The following is a 17,442-nucleotide window of genomic DNA, read 5'->3' as shown; positions in this document are numbered from 1 at the left end:
AATCTAGGCCAAGGCCTTCGAGGCAAGTTCGTAGACGTTTTTGGACAGGCCTTCGTGGGCCACGATCCGCTCCAACTGCCCGCGCATAAGGGCCGCCAGCGCCGGTTTGTAGCGCCGCCAGCCGCCCAGGGGCTCGACCAGGCGGGCCGCCGTCATCGGGTTGGAGGCGTCCACGGCCAGGATCTGGTCGGCAAGAAGGCGATAGCCGGCGCCGCTTTCGTCGTGGAACCGGGCAGGATTGGCCGAGGAGAACGACTGGATCAGCGCCCGCAGGCGGTTGGGGTTCTTGGGGTCGAAGTCCGGATGGGCGGTCAGGCCCAGGATGCGGCCGACCGCGCCCTCGTGCGGGTCGCGGCCCTGGGCCGCGAACCACTTGTCCAGCACCAGCGGCTCGTCGCGCCACTTGGCGTGGAAATCGGCGATGGCCTTCTCCGCCGGCTCGCCGCCGATGGCGATCAGGGCGTTCAGGCCGCCCATGGCGTCGGTCATGTTGGCGGCGGCCTCGAAGTGGCCGACGGCCAGGGCCACGTTCTCCGCGTGCGGATCGGCGGCCAGCAGGTCGAGCACGGCGTTGCGCAGGGCGCGGCGGCCTGCGGCCTCGGCGGTGGTCGAGAACTCGCCCGCCTCCTGCATGCCGGTGTGCAGGCGGCGCAGGAACTCGCTCAGATGCACGGCGATGCGGGTGCGCAGCATCTCGCGCGCCTCGCGGATGGCGGCGGGATCGGCCGGCTGCATGGCCAGGGCCAGGTCGCTCTCGCTGGGCAGCGACAGCAGCAGGGCCTTGAAGGCGGGCTCGGCGGCCTGGTCATCCAGGGCGCGGCCCAGGGCCTCGGCGAAGCGGGTCTCGGCCACCTCGTCCGGCGTTCCGGCAGCGCGGGCCAGGATCAGCTGGCGAGCCAGGGCCTGGCCGGCTTCCCAGCGGTTGAACAGGTCGGGGTCGTAGCCCAGCAGGACGTAGCCGTCCTTGGCCGGGGCGGCGACGGTCAGGTTCACCGGGGCGGAGCAGCCGCGCAGGACCGACAGCACCGGGCGGCTGGCGACGCCGTCCCAGCGGATGGTCTTCTCGGCGGCGTCGAGCACCACGATCTCGGTCTCCCGCAGAACCTCGCCGCTGTCGTCCAGCAGGCCGATGGCGACGGGCAGGGGCAGGGCATGCTTGTCCGGCTGGCCCGGCGTGGGGGCGGTTGACTGGGTCAGGGTCAGGGTGACGGCCTTGGCCGCCTCGTCATAGTCGGCGGCGACGGTCACCGCCGGGGTGCCGGCCTGTTCGTACCAGGCGAAGAAGTGGTCCAGGTCCTGGCCCGACGCCTCGGCGAAGCAGGCGATGAACGCCTCGACCGTGGTCGCCTCGCCGTCGTGGCGGTCGAAGTACAGGTCCATGCCGGTGCGGAAGGCGTCCGCGCCGATCAGGGCCTTCAGCATGCGGATGATCTCCGCGCCCTTCTCGTAGATGGTCGCGGTGTAGAAGTTGTCGATCTTCAGATAGCTGGACGGCCGCACCGGGTGGGCCAGGGGGCCGGCGTCCTCGGGGAACTGCCGGGCGCGCAGGGCCTTCACGTCCTTGATCCGCTGGACCGCGTGGCCGCGCATGTCGGCGCTAAATTCCTGGTCGCGGAAGACCGTCAGGCCCTCCTTCAGGCACAGCTGAAACCAGTCGCGGCAGGTGATGCGGTCGCCGGTCCAGTTGTGGAAGTACTCGTGGGCGACGACGCTCTCGATCCGCTCATAGTCGAGGTCGGTGGCGGTCTGCGGATCGGCCAGCAGCAGGGAGCTGTTGAAGATGTTCAGCCCCTTGTTCTCCATGGCCCCGAAGTTGAAGTCGCGGACGGCGACGATCATGAACAGGTCCAGGTCGTACTCGCGGCCGAACGCCTCCTCGTCCCACTTCATGGACCGCTTGAGGGCGTCCAGCGCATAGGCGGCGCGGGCCGACATGCCGGTGTCGACGAACACCTTCAGGGCGACCTCGCGGCCGCTCATGGTGATGAAGCTGTCCTCCAGCACGTCCAGCTCGCCCGCCACCAGGGCGAACAGATAGGCCGGCTTGGGGAACGGATCCTCCCACTCGGCGAAGTGGCGATCGCCGGGCAGGGCGCCGCTGTCGGTCAGGTTGCCGTTCGACAGCAGGTGGGCGAACTGGCGGTCAGCCTCGATCCGCACGGTGAAGCGGCTGAGCACGTCCGGTCGGTCAGGGAACCAGGTGATCCGGCGGAAGCCCTCGGCCTCGCACTGGGTGCAGAAGCGGCCGCCGGACATGTAGAGGCCCATCAGCGTGGTGTTGTCGGCCGGGTCGATATCGACCTCGGTCTCCAGCACGAAGGCGTCGGGCAGGTTGGCGACGGTCAGCAGATCGTCGGTGACCGTTCGCTCCGCCGCCGGCTGGCCGTCGACCAGGACGCTGACCGTGCGCAGCTTCTCGCCGTTCAGGACCAGCGGCTCAGCATGGTCGCCGTTGCGCCTGATCGTCAGCCGGGCTTTGACCCGCGTCCCGTGCGGCTGCAGATCGAAGACGAGGTGTGTCTGGTCGATCAGGAAGGCGGGCGGCCGGTAGTCGGCCAGGCGGATCGGCTGGGGCGTTTCGGTGCGCATGGGTTCCGATTTAGGGGATCGATGAGGCGAGCGCGAGGCTTGACGAAGTAAGGAAGTTCCTTACCTTTCGTTCCATGATCACAAGCCGCCTTACCAGCAAGGCTCAGACGACGATCCCGCAACCGGTTCGGGCCGCGTTAGGCCTCAAGCCGGGTGATGACGTCGTCTATGAGATCGAGGGCGATCAGGTGCGGCTGATCCGAGCGCCTCAGGCTGGTTTCCAGGAAGATCCCTTCGTCACATTCGAAGAGTGGGCCGGGGAAGCGGACAGCCGAGCCTATGCAGACCTTTGAACGCGGCGACCTGATCAAGGTCCCGTTCCCTTATACTGATCGGGCGACACGTCAGCGGCGGCCAGCTTTCGTTATCGGAGCAGGTGATCTGCAGAGCGGCCACGGTTTGCTCTGGGTTTTGATGGTGACCAGCGCAGAGAACCGGAGCTGGCCGGGCGATGTGGACATCCACGATCATCGTGCCGCTGGGCTTCCCGCGCCCTCGGTCGTACGCACCGCGAAGATCGCCACCATCGATGCTCGGGACGCGGAGCCGCTAGGCAAGGCGCCGACAGCTTTGCTGTCGGCGGTTACGGCCCGAGTAGAGACGGTGCTCAACGGGCGCTGACCTACTCCGTCGCGCTCGGCGCCGACTTTCCCTTCGCCACCATCACGGTCTTGGTGTTCGTGAACTCGCGGATGCCCAGGTGCGAGCATTCGCGGCCGTGGCCGGCGTGCTTGATGCCGCCGAAGGGCAGGGCGGGATCGGAGCGGACGTTCTGGTTCACGAAGCTCATGCCGGCGGCGATGCGGCGGGCGGCGATCTCGCGGCCGCGCTCCAGGTTGCGGGTCAGGACGCCGGAGCCGAGACCGAACTCGGTGTCGTTGGCGATGCGGATAGCGTCTTCTTCGTCCTGCGCGACGATGATCGCGGCGACGGGGCCGAAGACCTCCTCGTCATAGGCGGCGTGGCCGGGTTTCACGTCGGCGAGCACGGTGGCCGGATACCAGGCGCCTGGGCGGTCGGGGAGCTCGCCGCCCAGAACCAGGCGCGCCCCGGACTTCACGCTGCGGACGACCTGATCGTGGATGTCGTCGCGGGCCTTGATGCTCTGCATCGGGCCGAACTTCGCCGCCTCGGTGGTCGGGTCGGCGGGCTGGTAGGCGGCCATCTTCTCGACCAGGGCCTTCTCGAAGGCGTCGGCGATATCCTTGAGGACCACGAAGCGCTTGCCGGCGATGCAGCTCTGGCCGCCATTGACCATGCGGGCGACGGCGGCGATGCCCGCCGCCTCGTCGATGTCGGCGTCGGACAGGACGATGTACGGGTCCGAGCCGCCCAGTTCGAGCACCACCTTCTTCAACGCCCCGCCCGCCGCCGCGGCGACGGAGCGGCCGGCGGGCACCGAGCCGGTCAGGGTGACGGCGGCCACGCGGTCATCCTCGATCAGGGGCTTCACCTCGCCGGAACCGATCAGCAGGGTGCGGAAGACGTCCGGCGGGAAGCCGGCCTCGCGGAACACCTGCTCGATGGCGAGCGCGCTGCCCGGGACGTTGCTGGCGTGCTTCAAGACCGCCGTGTTCCCCGCCATCAGGGTCGGGGCGGCGAAACGGAAGACCTGCCAGAAGGGGAAGTTCCACGGCATCACCGCCAGGATCACGCCCAGGGGATTGTAGGCGATGAACGCCTCGCCGCCGCTGAAGGGCAGGGGCTCGTCGGCCAGGAAGCGTTCGGCGTTGTCGGCGAAGAAATCGCAGTTGGCGGCGCACTTCTCGATCTCGGCCCGGCCGTCGCTGAGGGTCTTGCCCATCTCGGCGGTCATCAGGGCGGCGAACTCGTCCTGGCGGCGGCGCAGCACGGCGGCGGCGGCCTTCATCAGCCGCGCCCGCTCGGTGAAGGGCGTGTCGCGCCAGGCGGGAAAGGCGGCGTGGACCTGGCCCAGGATCGCCGAGGCCTCGTCCCGCGTGTGGCCCTCGTAGCTGCGGCCCTTTTGACCGGTGGCGGGATCGACGGTCTGGAAGACGGGCTTGGCGGCCATGGGGGCTCCTGGGTGGGTGTGATGAGCACCTAACGAGATAGGCGGCCGATAGGTCTTTTACGACCATGACCAAGCTTGAAAATCCTCGCCATCCTGAGGAGCGGGTGCGCCTGCCTAGTTTCGCCTCCCCAGGCCTTGTGCCTGGGGTCCCTGGTTCAGCTCGCAGGGTATGGGCAGGCGTCTGGCGATGAGGTGGCGGATGCAGGGACCCTCGCCACAAGGGCGAGGGGGGCGAGGGAGGCGAGAAGACAAAACACCCAAAACCTCCCCCCGCTTGACGCGAGGTCAGGCTTTCCCCTCGCGTAAACGTCGATAAGCTGACTGGGTCAGACGGGCGAAAACAGTCCGCGACGGGAGGACCCAGCCGTGGATTTCGATTTCTCAGACGACCAAAAGTTCCTGAAAGGCGAGGCGCGAAAGTTCCTTGAGGCCCGGTGCGCCATCCCCGCCGTGCGGGCGGTGCTAGATGATCCGGACAAGGCCTTCGACGCCGCCCTGTGGCGCGGCGTGGCCGAGCAGGGCTGGCTGGGCGCGGCTATCCCGGAGGAGTTCGGGGGCCTGGGCCTGGGCCATGTGGAGCTGTGCGCCATCGCCGAGGAGCTGGGCCGCGCGCTGGCGCCGATCCCCTTCGCGTCCACGGTCTATCTGCTGGCCGAGGCGGTGATGCTGGCGGGAACGGATGCGCAGAAGCAGAGCATCCTGCCCAGGATCGCGGCGGGCGAGCTGATCGGCTGCATCGCCACCTCCGAAGGGCCGGGCGCGATCACCGCCGCCTCGATCCAGGCGACGGTCAGCGGCGGCAAGCTGTCGGGCGTGAAGATCCCGGTGACCGACGGCGACGTGGCCGACGTGGCGCTGGTGCTCGCCAAGGAAGGCGGCAAGCCGGGCCTCTATCTGGTGGAGCTGGGCGGGGACGTCGGGCGCATCAGCCTGAAGTCGCTGGACCCCACCCGCAGCATCGCCAAGCTGACCTTCAAGGACGCCCCGGCCGAACGGCTGGGCGGCGCGGGCGAGGGGATGGAGTTGCTGCAGGCGGTGCTGGACCGCGCGGCGGCCCTGCTGGCGTTCGAGCAACTGGGCGGCGCTGACCGTTGCCTCGAGATGGCCAAGGCCTACGCCATGGAGCGCTACGCCTTCGGGCGGGTGATCGGCGGCTACCAGGCGATCAAGCACAAGCTGGCCGACATGTACGTGAAGAACGAGGTCGCCCGCTCCAACGCCTATTACGCGGCCTGGGCGCTGAACACCTCAGCGCCGGAGCTGCCGATCGCGGCCTCGGCGGCGCGGATCGCGGCGTCGGACGCCTATTGGTTCGCCTCGAAGGAGAACATCCAGACCCACGGCGGCATGGGCTTCACCTGGGAGGTGGACTGCCACCTCTATTACCGCCGGTCCAAGCAGCTGGCCCTGGTGGCCGGCGCGCCCAAGGCCTGGAAAGAGCGGCTGGTCAGCCAGCTCGAACGCAAGAACGCGGCTTAGGAGATCGTCATGGATTTCAACGACAACGCCGAAGAAGCCGCCTACCGCGAAACCGCCCGGGACTGGCTGGCCAAGGCCGGCGCCGCGCACCGCGAGGAATTCGGCGAGCCCAAGCCCAACACGCCCGAGCACAAGGCCGCGGCGAAGGCCTGGCAGGCCGAAAAGGCCAAGGCTGGCTACGCCTGCATCACCTGGCCCAAGGTCATCGGCGGGGGCGGCGGCACGCCGATCCAGCAGGTGATCTTCAACCAGGAAGAGGGCAAGGCGGGGATCGCCTACGGCTACTTCACCATCGGCCTGGGCATGTGCGTGCCGACGGTCATGGCCTTCGCCGACGACGCCACCAAGGGACGCTTCGTCGGCCCGGCGGTGAAGGGCGAGGAGATCTGGTGTCAGCTGTTCTCCGAACCGGCCGGCGGCTCCGACGTGGCGGCGACGCGGACGCGCGCGGTGCGGGACGGCGATGACTGGGTGATCAACGGCCAGAAGGTCTGGACCACGGGCGCCCAGCACAGCGACTACGGCATACTGCTGGTGCGCACCGACGTGGACGCGCCCAAGCACAAGGGCATGACCATGTTCTGGATCGACATGCGCGATCCGGCCGTGGAGGTCCGCCCGATCCACCAGGCCAGCGGCGGCAGCGAGTTCAACGAGGTCTATTTCACCGACCTGCGGGTGAAGGACAGCCAGCGCCTGGGCGCGCCGGGCGACGGGTGGAAGGTGGCGCTGGTCACCCTGATGAACGAGCGCCTGGCGGTGGGCGGCTCGGCCGGCCCGAACTATGGCGAGATCCTGGAGCTGGCGCGCGAGACGCCGGGCGCGCTGGCCGACAGCGCGTTCCGCGAGCGGCTGGCCGACTGGTACGTGGCGGCGGAGGGGCTGAAACTGACCCGCTTCCGCACCATGACCGCCCTGTCCAAGGGGCAGACGCCGGGGCCCGAAAGCTCGATCGGCAAGATCATCTCCGCCAACCAGCTTCAGGAGCTGACCAACGCGGCGGTGGAGATGGAGGACCAGTTCGGGATCATCGCCGACCCCGACGTGGCCCCCATGCGCGCGGCCTTCCAGCAAAGCCTGCTGTGGGCCCCTGGCCTGCGCATCGCCGGCGGCACGGACGAGATCCTCAAGAACATCATCGCCGAACGGGTCCTGGGCCTGCCCGGCGACGTGCGCGTCGACAAGGACGTGGCGTTCAAGGACATGCCGACGGGGCGGTGATTTGTCGGGTGAACCCTCTCCCTTGATGGGAGAGGGCAGGGTGAGGGTGACTGCTGAGGTTCAGCGGATCGGCGTCCGACGCCGTATCACCCTCATCCCCGACCCTTCTCCCATCAAGGGAGAAGGGGGCTATCTTCCTTGCTCGAACGCATACCCCAAGCTCAGCACCCGCGCGTCGTCCCAGGCCGTGCCGAGGATGGACAGGCCGACGGGCAGGTCCTTCACCTTGCCCATGGGCACGGTCAGGTGCGGATAGCCGGCCACCGCCGCCGGGCCGCCGATGCCGCCGCCTACATAGCCGCCGCGCAGGACGGGATCGATCAGATAGGCCGGGGCCATGGTCGGGGCGACGATGGCGACCACGTCGTTCTGCTTGAGCAGGACATCGATGCCTTCGGGTCCCGCGATGCGATGGGCGTCGGCCTTGGCCTTCAGGTAGTCGGCATCGTCCGGCGTCTTGGCTCGGTCGCAGATCTCGAACAGCTCCTGGGCGAAGAGCGGCATCTCCTGCGCCGCGTGCGCCTTGTTGAAGGCGATCAGGTCAGTGAGGTTGCGCGGCTTCACCTTGGTCGGATCGGTGGAGGCGAGATAGGCGGCGAGGCCGGCCTTGAACTCCACGCACAGGATCCTGTTCTCCAGCGGGCTGATCTCGCTTCGGCGGGGGAAGCTCTTGATGTCCACCAGGATCGCGCCCTGGGCCTTCAGCGTCGCCAGCGCCTTTTCGAACACCGCGTCGGTCTCGGGGTGGAAGCCGGCGGCATAGCGGGCGACGCCGATGCGGGTCCCCTTCAGGGCGTCCTTGTTCAGGGCGGCGAGGAACTCGGTCTTCCTGGCGTCGGCCTGGGCGGTGGCCGGGTCGGCAGGGTCGGAGCCGGCCATAGCGGTCAGCAGGGCGGCGGCGTCCGACACCGTCCGGGTCATCGGGCCGGCCGTGTCCTGGCTGGCGCTGATCGGAACCACATGGGTGCGGCTGACCAGGCCGACCGTGGGCTTGAAGCCGACGATGCCGTTGACGGCGGCGGGACAGATGACTGAGCCGTTGGTCTCGGTCCCCACCGCGGCGTCGGCGAAGCCGGCGGCCACGGCCGTGCCGCTGCCGGCGCTGGAGCCGCAGGCGTTGCGCAGGCGGTCATGGGCGTTGCGGGTCAGGCCGCCCACGGCGCTCCACCCGCTGAGCGAGGAGGTGGAGCGGAAATTGGCCCACTCCGACAGGTTGGTCTTGCCCAGGATGACCGCGCCGGCCTGGCGCAGGTTGGCGACCAGCGGCGCGTCGCGGCCGGTCATGTTGTCCTTCAGGGCCAGGGAGCCGGCGGTGGTCGGCAACTCGCTGCTGTCGATGTTGTCCTTCAGCAGGATCGCCCAGCCGTGGATGGGGCCGCGGACCTTGCCCGCCTTGCGCTCGGCGTCGCGGGCGCGGGCCTGGTCGAGGGCGACGGGGCTGACCGCGATGACGCTGTTGAGCGGCGGTTTGCCCGGCGCCTCGGCCCGGTCCTCCGCGGCGATCTTCTTCAGATAGGCCGCAGTCCGTTCGGCCGAGGTTTCGGCATGGGCGGTGGTCACCGCCGCCATGGCGAGCGCCGCCGCAAGGATCGTCTTCATCAAGCCTCCTCCGTAAGAGCGGACAGGTGAAGACGAAACCGAGGGGCGGGCAACTTACATCCAGTTTTAGGCGAACCGCCCCCGCAGCCACTCCATCAGGCCGAAGCCGCCGTCTTCCTTGCCGCGCTCCAGCAGCCAGTAGGTGACCGGGGTCGCCACCCGCGACAGAAGGGTGGAGGTGATCAGGCCGCCGATGATGGCGATGGCCAGGGGCGAATAGAGGCCCGACCCCTCCATCGCCAAGGGCAGCAGCCCGCCTATGGCCGTGACCGAGGTCAGCAGCACGGGGAGGAAGCGCACCTCGCCGGCCTTCTCGATGGCCTCGCGCAGGGGCATGCCCTCCTTGCGGAGCTGTTCGGTGAAATCCACCAGCAGGATGGAGTTCTTGATCTCGATGCCGATGAGGGCGATCAGGCCGATGGTCGCCGTGAACGACAGGCTGTGGCCGGTGACCATCAGGGCGGCCGCCGCGCCGAAGATGCCCAGCGGGATGACGCCGGCCACCACCAGGGCGGTGCGGAACTTGCCGAACTCCAGCACCAGCACGGCCAGGATGCCGCCGATGGCGACCATGATCGCCGCGCCCATGCCGCCGAAGCTCTCCTGCTGCGCCTCGGCCTCGCCGCCGATGGCCAGGCGATAGCCGGGGGGCAGGGACAGCTCGGCCTCCAGCCGCTTGATCACGTCGGCGGTCACCGCCGAGGTCAGGTAGCCGGTCTTCACCTCCGAGCTGATGCTGACCGTGCGTTCGCGCTCATAGCGGCTGATGTTGGCCGGGCTGGAGCGGAAGGTCGGCTCGGCCACGGCGCCCAGGGGGGCGGAGCGGCCGTCGGCGGTGGGGACATAGATGCCGGTCAGGGCCGACAGGTCGTTGCGGTCGTCCATGGGCAGGCGCACCCGCACGGCGTAGTCGTCGCCGTCGACGTCGCGGAAGCGGCTGGTCTCCTCGCCCGAAAGGGCCAGGCGGGCCACGCGGCGGGCGGCGCCGGCCGGCACGCCGAGGGCGGCGGCCTTGGCTTCGTCCACGCCGAGATCCAGATCGGTGCGGGCCAGGCGCAGGGGATTGTCCACGTCGCGCGTGCCGGGGGTCGCCTTGATGATCCGCTCGGCGCGGTCGGCCAGGGCCTTGAGCACTTGCAGGTTCTGGCCGCGGATGCGGACCTGGACCGGGGCGTCGACGGGCGGGCCGTTGGTGAAGGTGATCAGGCTGATCTTGGCGCCGGGATAGTTGGCGAAGTCGGCCCGGATGGAATCGAGCAGCTTTTCGCTCTCGCCCGGCTCCCACTTCTCCAGGGTGGTGAAAACCTCGGCGTAGTTGGCCTGGGCGTTTCCCTGGCCTTGGTTGTAGTAGATGCGCGGATTGCCCCGGCCCAGATTGGCGGCGACCCAGCGGATCTCCGGCTCTCGGGACAGACGCTGTTCAACGAAGCGCAGGGCCTTGTCGGTGCGCTCTAGGGCCGTGCCCTCAGGCGTCTCCACGCGGACCAGGAACTGCGGGGTCTCGGCCGGCGGGAACAGGCTGGAGCCGATGATCCCCATGATCGGCACGGCGGTCAGGCAGATCGCGCCGAGGATCGCCGAGGCCAGCCACGGACGGCCCAGCGCCCGGTGCAGGATCGGCGTGTAGAAGCGGTGGATGCCGCCGTTGACGGCGCGAAGGATGCGGTTGCCCTCCGGGTCCTCCTGCCGCGACAGCATGCGGCTGGCCAGGAACGGGATGATGGTCAGGGATACGATCAGCGAGGCGCCGACCGTGCAGAGGACGGTGACCGGCAGCGACTTGATGAACTGACCCGCGCCGCCGGGCAGGGCCAGCAGGGGCAGGAAGGCCAGCATAAGGGTGGCGGTGCAGCCGATCACCGCCAGGGAGATCTGGCCGGTGGCCTTGATGGCGGCGGTGGTGCGGTCCTCGCCCTCGCGCAGGTGGCGGGCGATGTTCTCGGTGACGACGATGGAGTCATCGACCAGCAGGCCCAGCGACAGCACGAAGCCGGCGATGGACAGCTGATTGATGGTGAAGCCGAAGGCCTGAACCAGGGCCAGGCCGATCAGCAGCGACAGCGGGATCGACAGCATGACCACGCCGCTGGCCCGGATGCCGAGCGGCAGCAGGGTGACCAGCACCAGGGCCAGGGCCAGGCCGAAGTCGCGGAACAGCGAGCCCAGGCGGTGCTTGATGTTCTCCGACTGCTGGAAGGCGCGCTCCAGCTTCACCCCGGCGGGCAGGGTCTTTTCGAACTCGTCGAGCTCGGCGTTGACGTCGTCGGTGACCTTGGTGACGTCCACGCCGTCCTTGGGCATGGCGGTGACGAACACCGCGCGCCTGCCGTCGAAGCGGGCGAGGTGGTTGGCCTCGTCCTGGGCCCAGGCGACGTCGGCCACGTCCCGCACCCGAACGACCTGACCGTTCATCTCGCGCACGGGGGTGTTCTTGACCGTCTCCAGGGAGCGGAAGGCACCGCCCGACTTGACGTTGAAGCGGCGATCGCCGGCGTGGATGGCGCCGATCGGAACGTCGGAGCCGGCGGCGCGCAGGGCGTCGGCCACGGCGCTGGGCGGCAGGCGCAGCTCGGTCAGTCGGCCTGGATTGAGCGAGACGCGGACCTCGGAGGCCGGCGCGCCCCAGTACTCGCCCTTGCGCACGCCGGGCACGCGTTCCAGCCGCTCGCGCATGCGGTCGGCCAGCTTTTCCAGGCGGCGCATGGGCAGGACGTCGGAGACCAGGGCGGTCTGGACGAAGGCCACCTCGATGGTCCGGATGCGCCGGACCTCCAGGTTGACGATGCCGGCCGGCAGGTTCGGGCGGAGGGCGTTCAGTTCGCGCAGGACCTCGTCGTACTTGCGCTCCGGATCGACGCCCCAGTCGAACTCCAGCTGCACGGTGGCGGCGCCGTCGACGCTGGTGGAGGCGACTTCGTTGACGTTGTCGAGGCCGGCCATGACGTCTTCGATCGGCTTGGCGACCAGCTGCTCCATGTCCGCCGGCTCGGCGCCGGGCATCACCGCCTGGATGATGTAGATCGGGGTGGGAAACTGCGGGTCCTCGGACCGGGGCGTGGTCATCAGGGCGTTGACGCCCAGGGCGATCAGCAGGCCGAAGGCGACCAGCGTGAACTGCCAGCGCCGGACCGCGAAGGCGGCAGGGTTGAAGTTCATCAGTGCGCCGCCTTGCTCGGGCTGGCGGGCGCGGCGCTGAGGGCGGCGGGGTCGATCACCCGCACCTTGTCGCCGTCGCCGATGAAGCCGGCCCCGGCCGTGGCGATGCGCGCGCCGGCGGGCAGGCCGGCGACCAGGGCGTCATCGCCGTCGAAGCCGCCGAAGCGGACCGGGCGGCGGCGGGCGACGTCGCCCTCGATCAGGAAGACGTGGGCGCTGGCGCCCTGGGCTTCCAGGATCGCCTCGGCGGGAATGCGGACCATCGGCTCGGCCGCGCCGGCGGGAGACGCGGCGGTGATCTCGGCGGTGGCGATCTGGCCGCTGCGCAGGCCGGGGACTGCGCCCAGCTCGATCTCGACATCCACCGCGCCGGTGCGGGCGCCGGCCTGCTGGCCGATGCGGGTGACGCGGCCGGTCAGGGCGGCGCCGCCCTCGGCCAGCGTCACCTTGGCCGGGGCGCCGACGCGCAGGCGTGTGACCTCGCGGTCGGGGACCGGGACGCGCATGACCAGGGGGCTGTTCAGGTCGGCGACCCGCAGGACGGCCTGGCCGGGTTGAACGACCTCGCCCGCCTGGGCCAGGCGTTCCAGCACCACGCCGTCGGCGGGCGAGGACAGCCGAGCCCAGCGGCGGTCGAAGGCGGCGGCGTCGAGGCCGGCCTGGGCGACCTTCAGGGCGCTGGCGCGGTCGTCGATGCGCTGCTTGGAGACGAAGCCCTTCTCATAGAGGGAGCGGTCGCGATCCAGGTCGCGGCGGGCGCGCTCGACATCGGCCGAGGCGCGGGCCTGACCGGCGTTGACGCCCGACGGGTCGAGGCTGGCCAGGGCCTGGCCGGCGCGGACGGGATCGCCGGCCTCGACGTTCATGGCGGTCATCACCCCGCCGATGCGGAAGGACAGGGTCATCTCCCGCCGGCGCTCGATACGGCCGGTGGCGACCACGGCGGCCTGATGCGAGCCGGCGGGGGCGGTCACGGCCTGAACGGCGGGGGGCGGGGTGTTCTCCTCGACCGGCTTGTCGCCGCACGCGGCGAGGCCGAGCGCCAGCACGACGCCCGCAAGCCCCTGGAGCGGAAGGGTCCGCATGATCTGTCTTCCCCGATAGCCGATCAGTGATAGGTTATCTGTGAGCGAAGTAACCTAACACTGTCAAGATGTTTGCCGAACCTTGAGCGCTGAATTCACGAGAACATCGGTATCCCGGTCGCCGCGCAAGCGGAAGGGGCAGGGCGGCGAGCGGCGGGAGGAGATCCTGGCCGAGGCCCTGCGCCTGATCGGCGAGCGGGGCGTGCATGGCGTCTCCACCCGACAGATCGCCGAGGCGGTCGGCGTCTCCCAGCCCAGTCTCTACGCTTACTTCCCGAGCCGCGACGCGATCGTCGACGAGCTGCACGACCGGGCCTTCGTCCTGCTGGTCCAGGCGCTGGAGCGGTTCACGCCGACGCCCGGAACGCCGCTGGAGCAGGCGGTGGAGTACCTGCGGGTCTATGTGGATTTCGGCCTAAACAACCCCGACGCCTATCGCGTGGCCTTCATGATCGAGGGGGCGGGCAAGGTCGCGGAAACGCCGGCGGAAAAGGCGGGCAAACCCGCCATGCAGGCCTTCGACAGCCTGCGCGAGGCCGTCCGCAACCTGCACGCGGCGGGCCGGGCGCATGGCGATGACCCGGAGGCCATCGCCCAGTGCCTATGGGCCGGGCTGCACGGCCTGGTGTCCCTGCTGATCGCGCGGCCGGGCTTTCCGTGGGCGGAGCGCGAAGCGCTGATCCGCACGCACCTGACCATGCTGGCGCGGGGCGTGCTGGCGGATCAGGCGGCGGAATAGGCCGCCCACAGCCACTCGACCAGTTCGGCGTCGATCTCGGCCGCGTCGGTCAGGCGGGCGCGGTGCGTGACCATGCTGTTCCAGGAGCCGGCGGCGGCGAAGCGTTCGGTGGGGCCGACGGCCTTGCGCTTGATCCCGATGTCCAGGCGGCCGGCCACGGGCTGGACGATGGCGAACTTCCGCGAGCCCCGGACCAGGCTGACATAGGTGTCGGTGGGGGCCAGATCGACGTCCTCGCCCAGGGCCCTGGCCTTCTCCGCCACGGCGTCGAACAGCGGGCGCAGGGACGCGCGGGGGCCGGTGAACAGCTTGTCGATCCGGTCGCCGGCCGCGCCGCGCGGCTCCACGTCGGCCTTGAGCAGGGCGAAGATCGCCATGGCGTGGCCGCGGCCCAGGTCGAAGTCGTCCTTGAGCCAGGCGACCACGTCGCCGGCCTTCACGCCGGGGCCGGTCAGCCCCTTGGCGGCGGCGAGCGCCTTGAGCTCGGCGGGGCTCTTGCCGGTCTTGGCCTGGACGGCGTCGAGATAGGCCTGGAAGGACATTGGTGCTCCTCAGTCGTTGGGTGTCGGCTCAAGGACGGATGGCCCGCGACCGATCCGACACGCCGCTCAAGCTTTTTGATCGTGAAGGCGGCCTCAGCGCGATGCGAGGCGCGCGCCCAGGGTTTCAAGGTCCGGAACGAACCAGACGGACAGGCCCTGGTTCGAACTCGTGCACGAAATCGCGCAGGGCGTCGCTGCCGGCGATCTCCTTCGAAATGTCGCCGACGATGGCCAGGTTCAGGCGATAGTTGACGAACTTCTGGATCACGAGGCCGGCCAGCCGGGTGCTGAGCCGAAGGAAGTCGTGCCCCAGGCGCGTGGTCGGGATCGCGACCCATTCCGCCTCATGCGACCACACCGCGCCGATGAAGTCGTTCGCGTCGGTCTCCGCCGCCAGCAGCGCACCTTGCGGCGCGCAGACCAGAACGCGCGTCTCGCCGAAGGTTGTCAGGTGATCTTCCATGCTCCGCAGATACCGGAGTTCGCCCGCCTCGCGCCAGCCATCGCCGTGAGGTCGCCGCATTCGGCGAAAATCATTCGCCCAACGCGGCGTGGTTTGATAGCTCGTTCCGCAAAACAAGAATTACGGAGGAGCCCCATGCGCAGCATCCACCATTTCGTGAACGGTCAGGCCCTTGAGGGCGCCTCGGGCCGGTTCGGCGACGTGTTCAATCCCAACACCGGCGAGATCCAGGCTCGCGTCCAGCTGGCGACGCCCGCCGAACTGGACGCGGCGGTGCAGGCCGCCGTCGCCGCCCAGCGCGTCTGGAGCACGGTGAATCCGCAGCGCCGCGCGCGGGTGATGTTCGAGTTCAAGCGCCTGGTCGAGGCGAACATGGGCCAGCTGGCCGAGCTGCTGTCCAGCGAGCACGGCAAGGTCATCGCCGACTCCAAGGGCGACATCCAGCGCGGCCTGGAGGTGATCGAGTTCGCCTGCGGCATCCCGCACGTCCTGAAGGGCGAGTACACCGAGGGCGCCGGGCCGGGCATCGACGTCTATTCCATGCGCCAGCCCCTGGGCGTGGCGGCGGGCATCACGCCGTTCAACTTCCCCGCCATGATCCCGATGTGGATGTTCGGCGTGGCCATCGCGGTGGGCAACACCTTCATCCTGAAGCCGTCCGAGAAGGACCCGTCGGTTCCGGTGCGTCTGGCCGAACTGATGATGCAGGCCGGCGCCGAGCTGGGCCTGGACATGAAGGGCGTGCTGAACGTCGTGCATGGGGACAAGGTCAGCGTGGACGCCATCCTGCAGCACCCGGACATCAAGGCCGTCAGCTTCGTCGGCTCGTCCGACATCGCCCACTACGTCTATTCCCAGGGCACGGCGAACGGCAAACGCGTCCAGGCCATGGGCGGGGCCAAGAACCACGGGATCATCCTGCCCGACGCCGACATGGACCAGACGGTGAAGGACCTGCTGGGCGCGGCCTACGGCTCGGCCGGCGAGCGGTGCATGGCCCTGCCGGTGGTGGTGCCCGTGGGCAAGGCGACGGCGGACGAGCTTCGCGAACGCCTGGTCGCCGGGATCGAGACCCTGAAGGTCGGCGTCAGCACCGACGGCGAGGCGCACTACGGCCCGGTGGTGTCCAGCGCCCACCGCGCCAAGGTGGCCGACTACATCCGCCTGGGCGCCGAAGAGGGCGCCGAGCTGGTGGTCGACGGCCGCGACTTCGCCCTGCAGGGCTACGAGAAGGGCTTCTTCATCGGCCCGACCCTGTTCGACAACGTCAAGCCGGCGATGAAGAGTTACCAGGAAGAGATCTTCGGCCCGGTGCTGCAGATCGTCCGCGCCGAGAGCTTCGAGGAGGCCGTGCGCCTGCCGTCGGAGCACCAGTACGGCAACGGGGTGGCGATCTTCACCCGCAACGGCCGGGCGGCGCGGGAGTTCGCGGCGCAGGTCAATGTGGGCATGGTCGGCATCAACGTGCCGATCCCGGTGCCGGTGGCCTATCACACCTTCGGCGGCTGGAAGCGCAGCGCCTTCGGCGACACCAACCAGCACGGCATGGAGGGCGTGAAGTTCTACACCAAGGTGAAGACCGTCACCGCCCGCTGGCCCGAAGGCGAGAGCGAGGACAGCGCCTTCGTGATTCCGACCATGCGTTGATCGATCGGCGTTCGTCGTTCAGCCTCCTCAATTCGGCTTTTACGACCTTGCCTCGGGGCCTCTGACGCCTTTCTGTCTGCGCCTCGATTTGATCGGAGCGTTCGATGGACTTTGGGATCGCCGGCAAGACAGCGCTGGTTCTGGGCGGCAGCGGCGGCCTCGGTCGGGGGATCGCCCAAGCCCTGGCCGCCGAAGGCGTGCGGGTCGCGGTGGCGGGCCGCAATCCCGAGGCGGTCGAGGAGACCTGCTGCCAGGTGTGGGACAAGAACGTCCGCTGCCTACCCCTGTCCTGGGACCTGGCTGACCCGGCGCAGATCGAGCCGAACATCGCCCGGATCGAGCAGGAGCTGGGTCCGGTCGACATCCTGGTCAACAACACCGGCGGCCCGCCGCCGACCACGGCCCAGGGGCAGGACCCGGCCCTGTGGACCGCACAGTTCCAGTCGATGGTCCTGTCGGTGATCGCCATCACCGACCGCGTCCTGCCGAGCATGAAGGCGGCGGGATGGGGGCGGATCATCACCAGCACCTCGTCGGGGATCGAGGCGCCGATCCCGGGACTGGCGATCTCCAACGCCCTGCGCGCCTCGCTGGTGGGGTGGTCCAAGACCCTGTCGCGCGAGGTCGCGCCGCACGGCATCACCGCCAACATCATCGTGCCGGGCCGCATCGCCACCGACCGCATCCGCTTCCTTGACGGCAAGCGGGCGCAGGCCCAGGGGCGCACGGAGGCCGAGGTGACGGCCGAAGCCACCGCCGCCATTCCCGCCGGCCGCATGGGCACGCCCGAGGAGTACGGCGCGGTCGCGGCGTTCCTGGCCAGCCAGCAGGCCGCCTATGTCACCGGCTCCATCGTGCGGGTGGACGGCGGACTGATCCCGAGCATCTGA

General features: G+C 69.4%; 14 protein-coding genes. 7 read left to right on the top strand and 7 right to left on the bottom strand.

The window, feature by feature from the left end; genetic code table 11:
- Positions 1-3: 3 nt before the first annotated feature.
- Entirely contained in the window at positions 4-2,589 is a 2,586-nt protein-coding gene (pepN, locus tag ABOZ73_RS03590; RefSeq protein WP_369060788.1) for an aminopeptidase N, read from the bottom strand.
- A gap of 74 nt (positions 2,590-2,663) precedes the next feature.
- Here pepN and ABOZ73_RS03585 point away from each other — a divergent pair, with 74 nt between their 5' ends.
- Together ABOZ73_RS03585 and ABOZ73_RS03580 are read left to right on the top strand one after the other, a co-directional pair.
- On the top strand, positions 2,664-2,882 hold the full coding sequence (locus ABOZ73_RS03585; protein ID WP_369060786.1) for an AbrB/MazE/SpoVT family DNA-binding domain-containing protein: 219 nt from the start codon (positions 2,664-2,666) through the stop codon (positions 2,880-2,882).
- Positions 2,869-3,210: a type II toxin-antitoxin system PemK/MazF family toxin gene (locus ABOZ73_RS03580; RefSeq protein ID WP_369060785.1), complete on the top strand. Its 342-nt coding sequence runs from the start codon at positions 2,869-2,871 to the stop codon at positions 3,208-3,210. Before ABOZ73_RS03585 ends, ABOZ73_RS03580 begins: the two co-directional genes overlap by 14 nt.
- A 1-nt stretch (position 3,211) precedes the next feature.
- Here ABOZ73_RS03580 and ABOZ73_RS03575 read toward each other — a convergent pair whose 3' ends face one another.
- Entirely contained in the window at positions 3,212-4,621 is a 1,410-nt protein-coding gene (locus ABOZ73_RS03575) for an NAD-dependent succinate-semialdehyde dehydrogenase (RefSeq protein WP_369060783.1), read from the bottom strand.
- Positions 4,622-4,987: 366 nt separating this feature from the next.
- Here ABOZ73_RS03575 and ABOZ73_RS03570 point away from each other — a divergent pair, with 366 nt between their 5' ends.
- Both ABOZ73_RS03570 and ABOZ73_RS03565 read left to right on the top strand, forming a co-directional pair.
- Complete coding sequence (locus tag ABOZ73_RS03570; RefSeq protein ID WP_369060781.1) at positions 4,988-6,100, top strand: acyl-CoA dehydrogenase family protein; 1,113 nt, start codon at positions 4,988-4,990, stop codon at positions 6,098-6,100.
- A gap of 9 nt (positions 6,101-6,109) precedes the next feature.
- On the top strand, positions 6,110-7,321 hold the full coding sequence (locus ABOZ73_RS03565) for an acyl-CoA dehydrogenase family protein (RefSeq protein ID WP_369060779.1): 1,212 nt from the start codon (positions 6,110-6,112) through the stop codon (positions 7,319-7,321).
- A 129-nt stretch (positions 7,322-7,450) separates the two neighbouring features.
- On the opposite strand, the gene ABOZ73_RS03560 is transcribed toward ABOZ73_RS03565, so the two are convergent.
- The 3 genes from ABOZ73_RS03560 to ABOZ73_RS03550 form a co-directional block, all read right to left on the bottom strand.
- Entirely contained in the window at positions 7,451-8,920 is a 1,470-nt protein-coding gene (locus ABOZ73_RS03560) for an amidase (RefSeq protein ID WP_369060777.1), read from the bottom strand.
- Positions 8,921-8,986: 66 nt separating this feature from the next.
- A complete protein-coding gene (locus ABOZ73_RS03555; protein WP_369060775.1) occupies positions 8,987-12,076 on the bottom strand; it encodes an efflux RND transporter permease subunit in 3,090 nt (1,029 codons plus the stop codon).
- On the bottom strand, positions 12,076-13,161 hold the full coding sequence (locus ABOZ73_RS03550; RefSeq protein ID WP_369060773.1) for an efflux RND transporter periplasmic adaptor subunit: 1,086 nt from the start codon (positions 13,159-13,161) through the stop codon (positions 12,076-12,078). The genes ABOZ73_RS03555 and ABOZ73_RS03550 overlap by 1 nt, the downstream gene beginning before the upstream one ends.
- Positions 13,162-13,243: 82 nt before the next feature.
- Here ABOZ73_RS03550 and ABOZ73_RS03545 point away from each other — a divergent pair, with 82 nt between their 5' ends.
- The gene (locus ABOZ73_RS03545) at positions 13,244-13,900 is read left to right on the top strand and encodes a TetR/AcrR family transcriptional regulator (RefSeq protein WP_369060771.1); all 657 of its coding nucleotides are present in this window, start codon (positions 13,244-13,246) and stop codon (positions 13,898-13,900) included.
- On the opposite strand, the gene ABOZ73_RS03540 is transcribed toward ABOZ73_RS03545, so the two are convergent.
- Entirely contained in the window at positions 13,885-14,442 is a 558-nt protein-coding gene (locus ABOZ73_RS03540; RefSeq protein ID WP_369060769.1) for a DUF4287 domain-containing protein, read from the bottom strand. The genes ABOZ73_RS03545 and ABOZ73_RS03540 overlap by 16 nt on opposite strands.
- A gap of 124 nt (positions 14,443-14,566) precedes the next feature.
- Positions 14,567-14,965 (bottom strand): DUF4180 domain-containing protein, encoded by a 399-nt coding sequence (locus ABOZ73_RS03535; protein WP_369060767.1) that lies wholly within the window; start codon positions 14,963-14,965, stop codon positions 14,567-14,569.
- A 75-nt stretch (positions 14,966-15,040) separates the two neighbouring features.
- Here ABOZ73_RS03535 and ABOZ73_RS03530 point away from each other — a divergent pair, with 75 nt between their 5' ends.
- Together ABOZ73_RS03530 and ABOZ73_RS03525 are read left to right on the top strand one after the other, a co-directional pair.
- The gene (locus ABOZ73_RS03530; protein WP_369060765.1) at positions 15,041-16,552 is read left to right on the top strand and encodes a CoA-acylating methylmalonate-semialdehyde dehydrogenase; all 1,512 of its coding nucleotides are present in this window, start codon (positions 15,041-15,043) and stop codon (positions 16,550-16,552) included.
- A 104-nt stretch (positions 16,553-16,656) separates the two neighbouring features.
- On the top strand, positions 16,657-17,442 hold the full coding sequence (locus ABOZ73_RS03525) for an SDR family oxidoreductase (RefSeq protein ID WP_369060764.1): 786 nt from the start codon (positions 16,657-16,659) through the stop codon (positions 17,440-17,442).

This window comes from Caulobacter sp. 73W (genome assembly GCF_041021955.1).
Classification (GTDB): Bacteria; Pseudomonadota; Alphaproteobacteria; order Caulobacterales; family Caulobacteraceae; genus Caulobacter.
The sequence above is the reverse complement of the archived record's forward strand: the minus strand, read 5'-3'. Positions and strand labels throughout refer to the sequence as shown.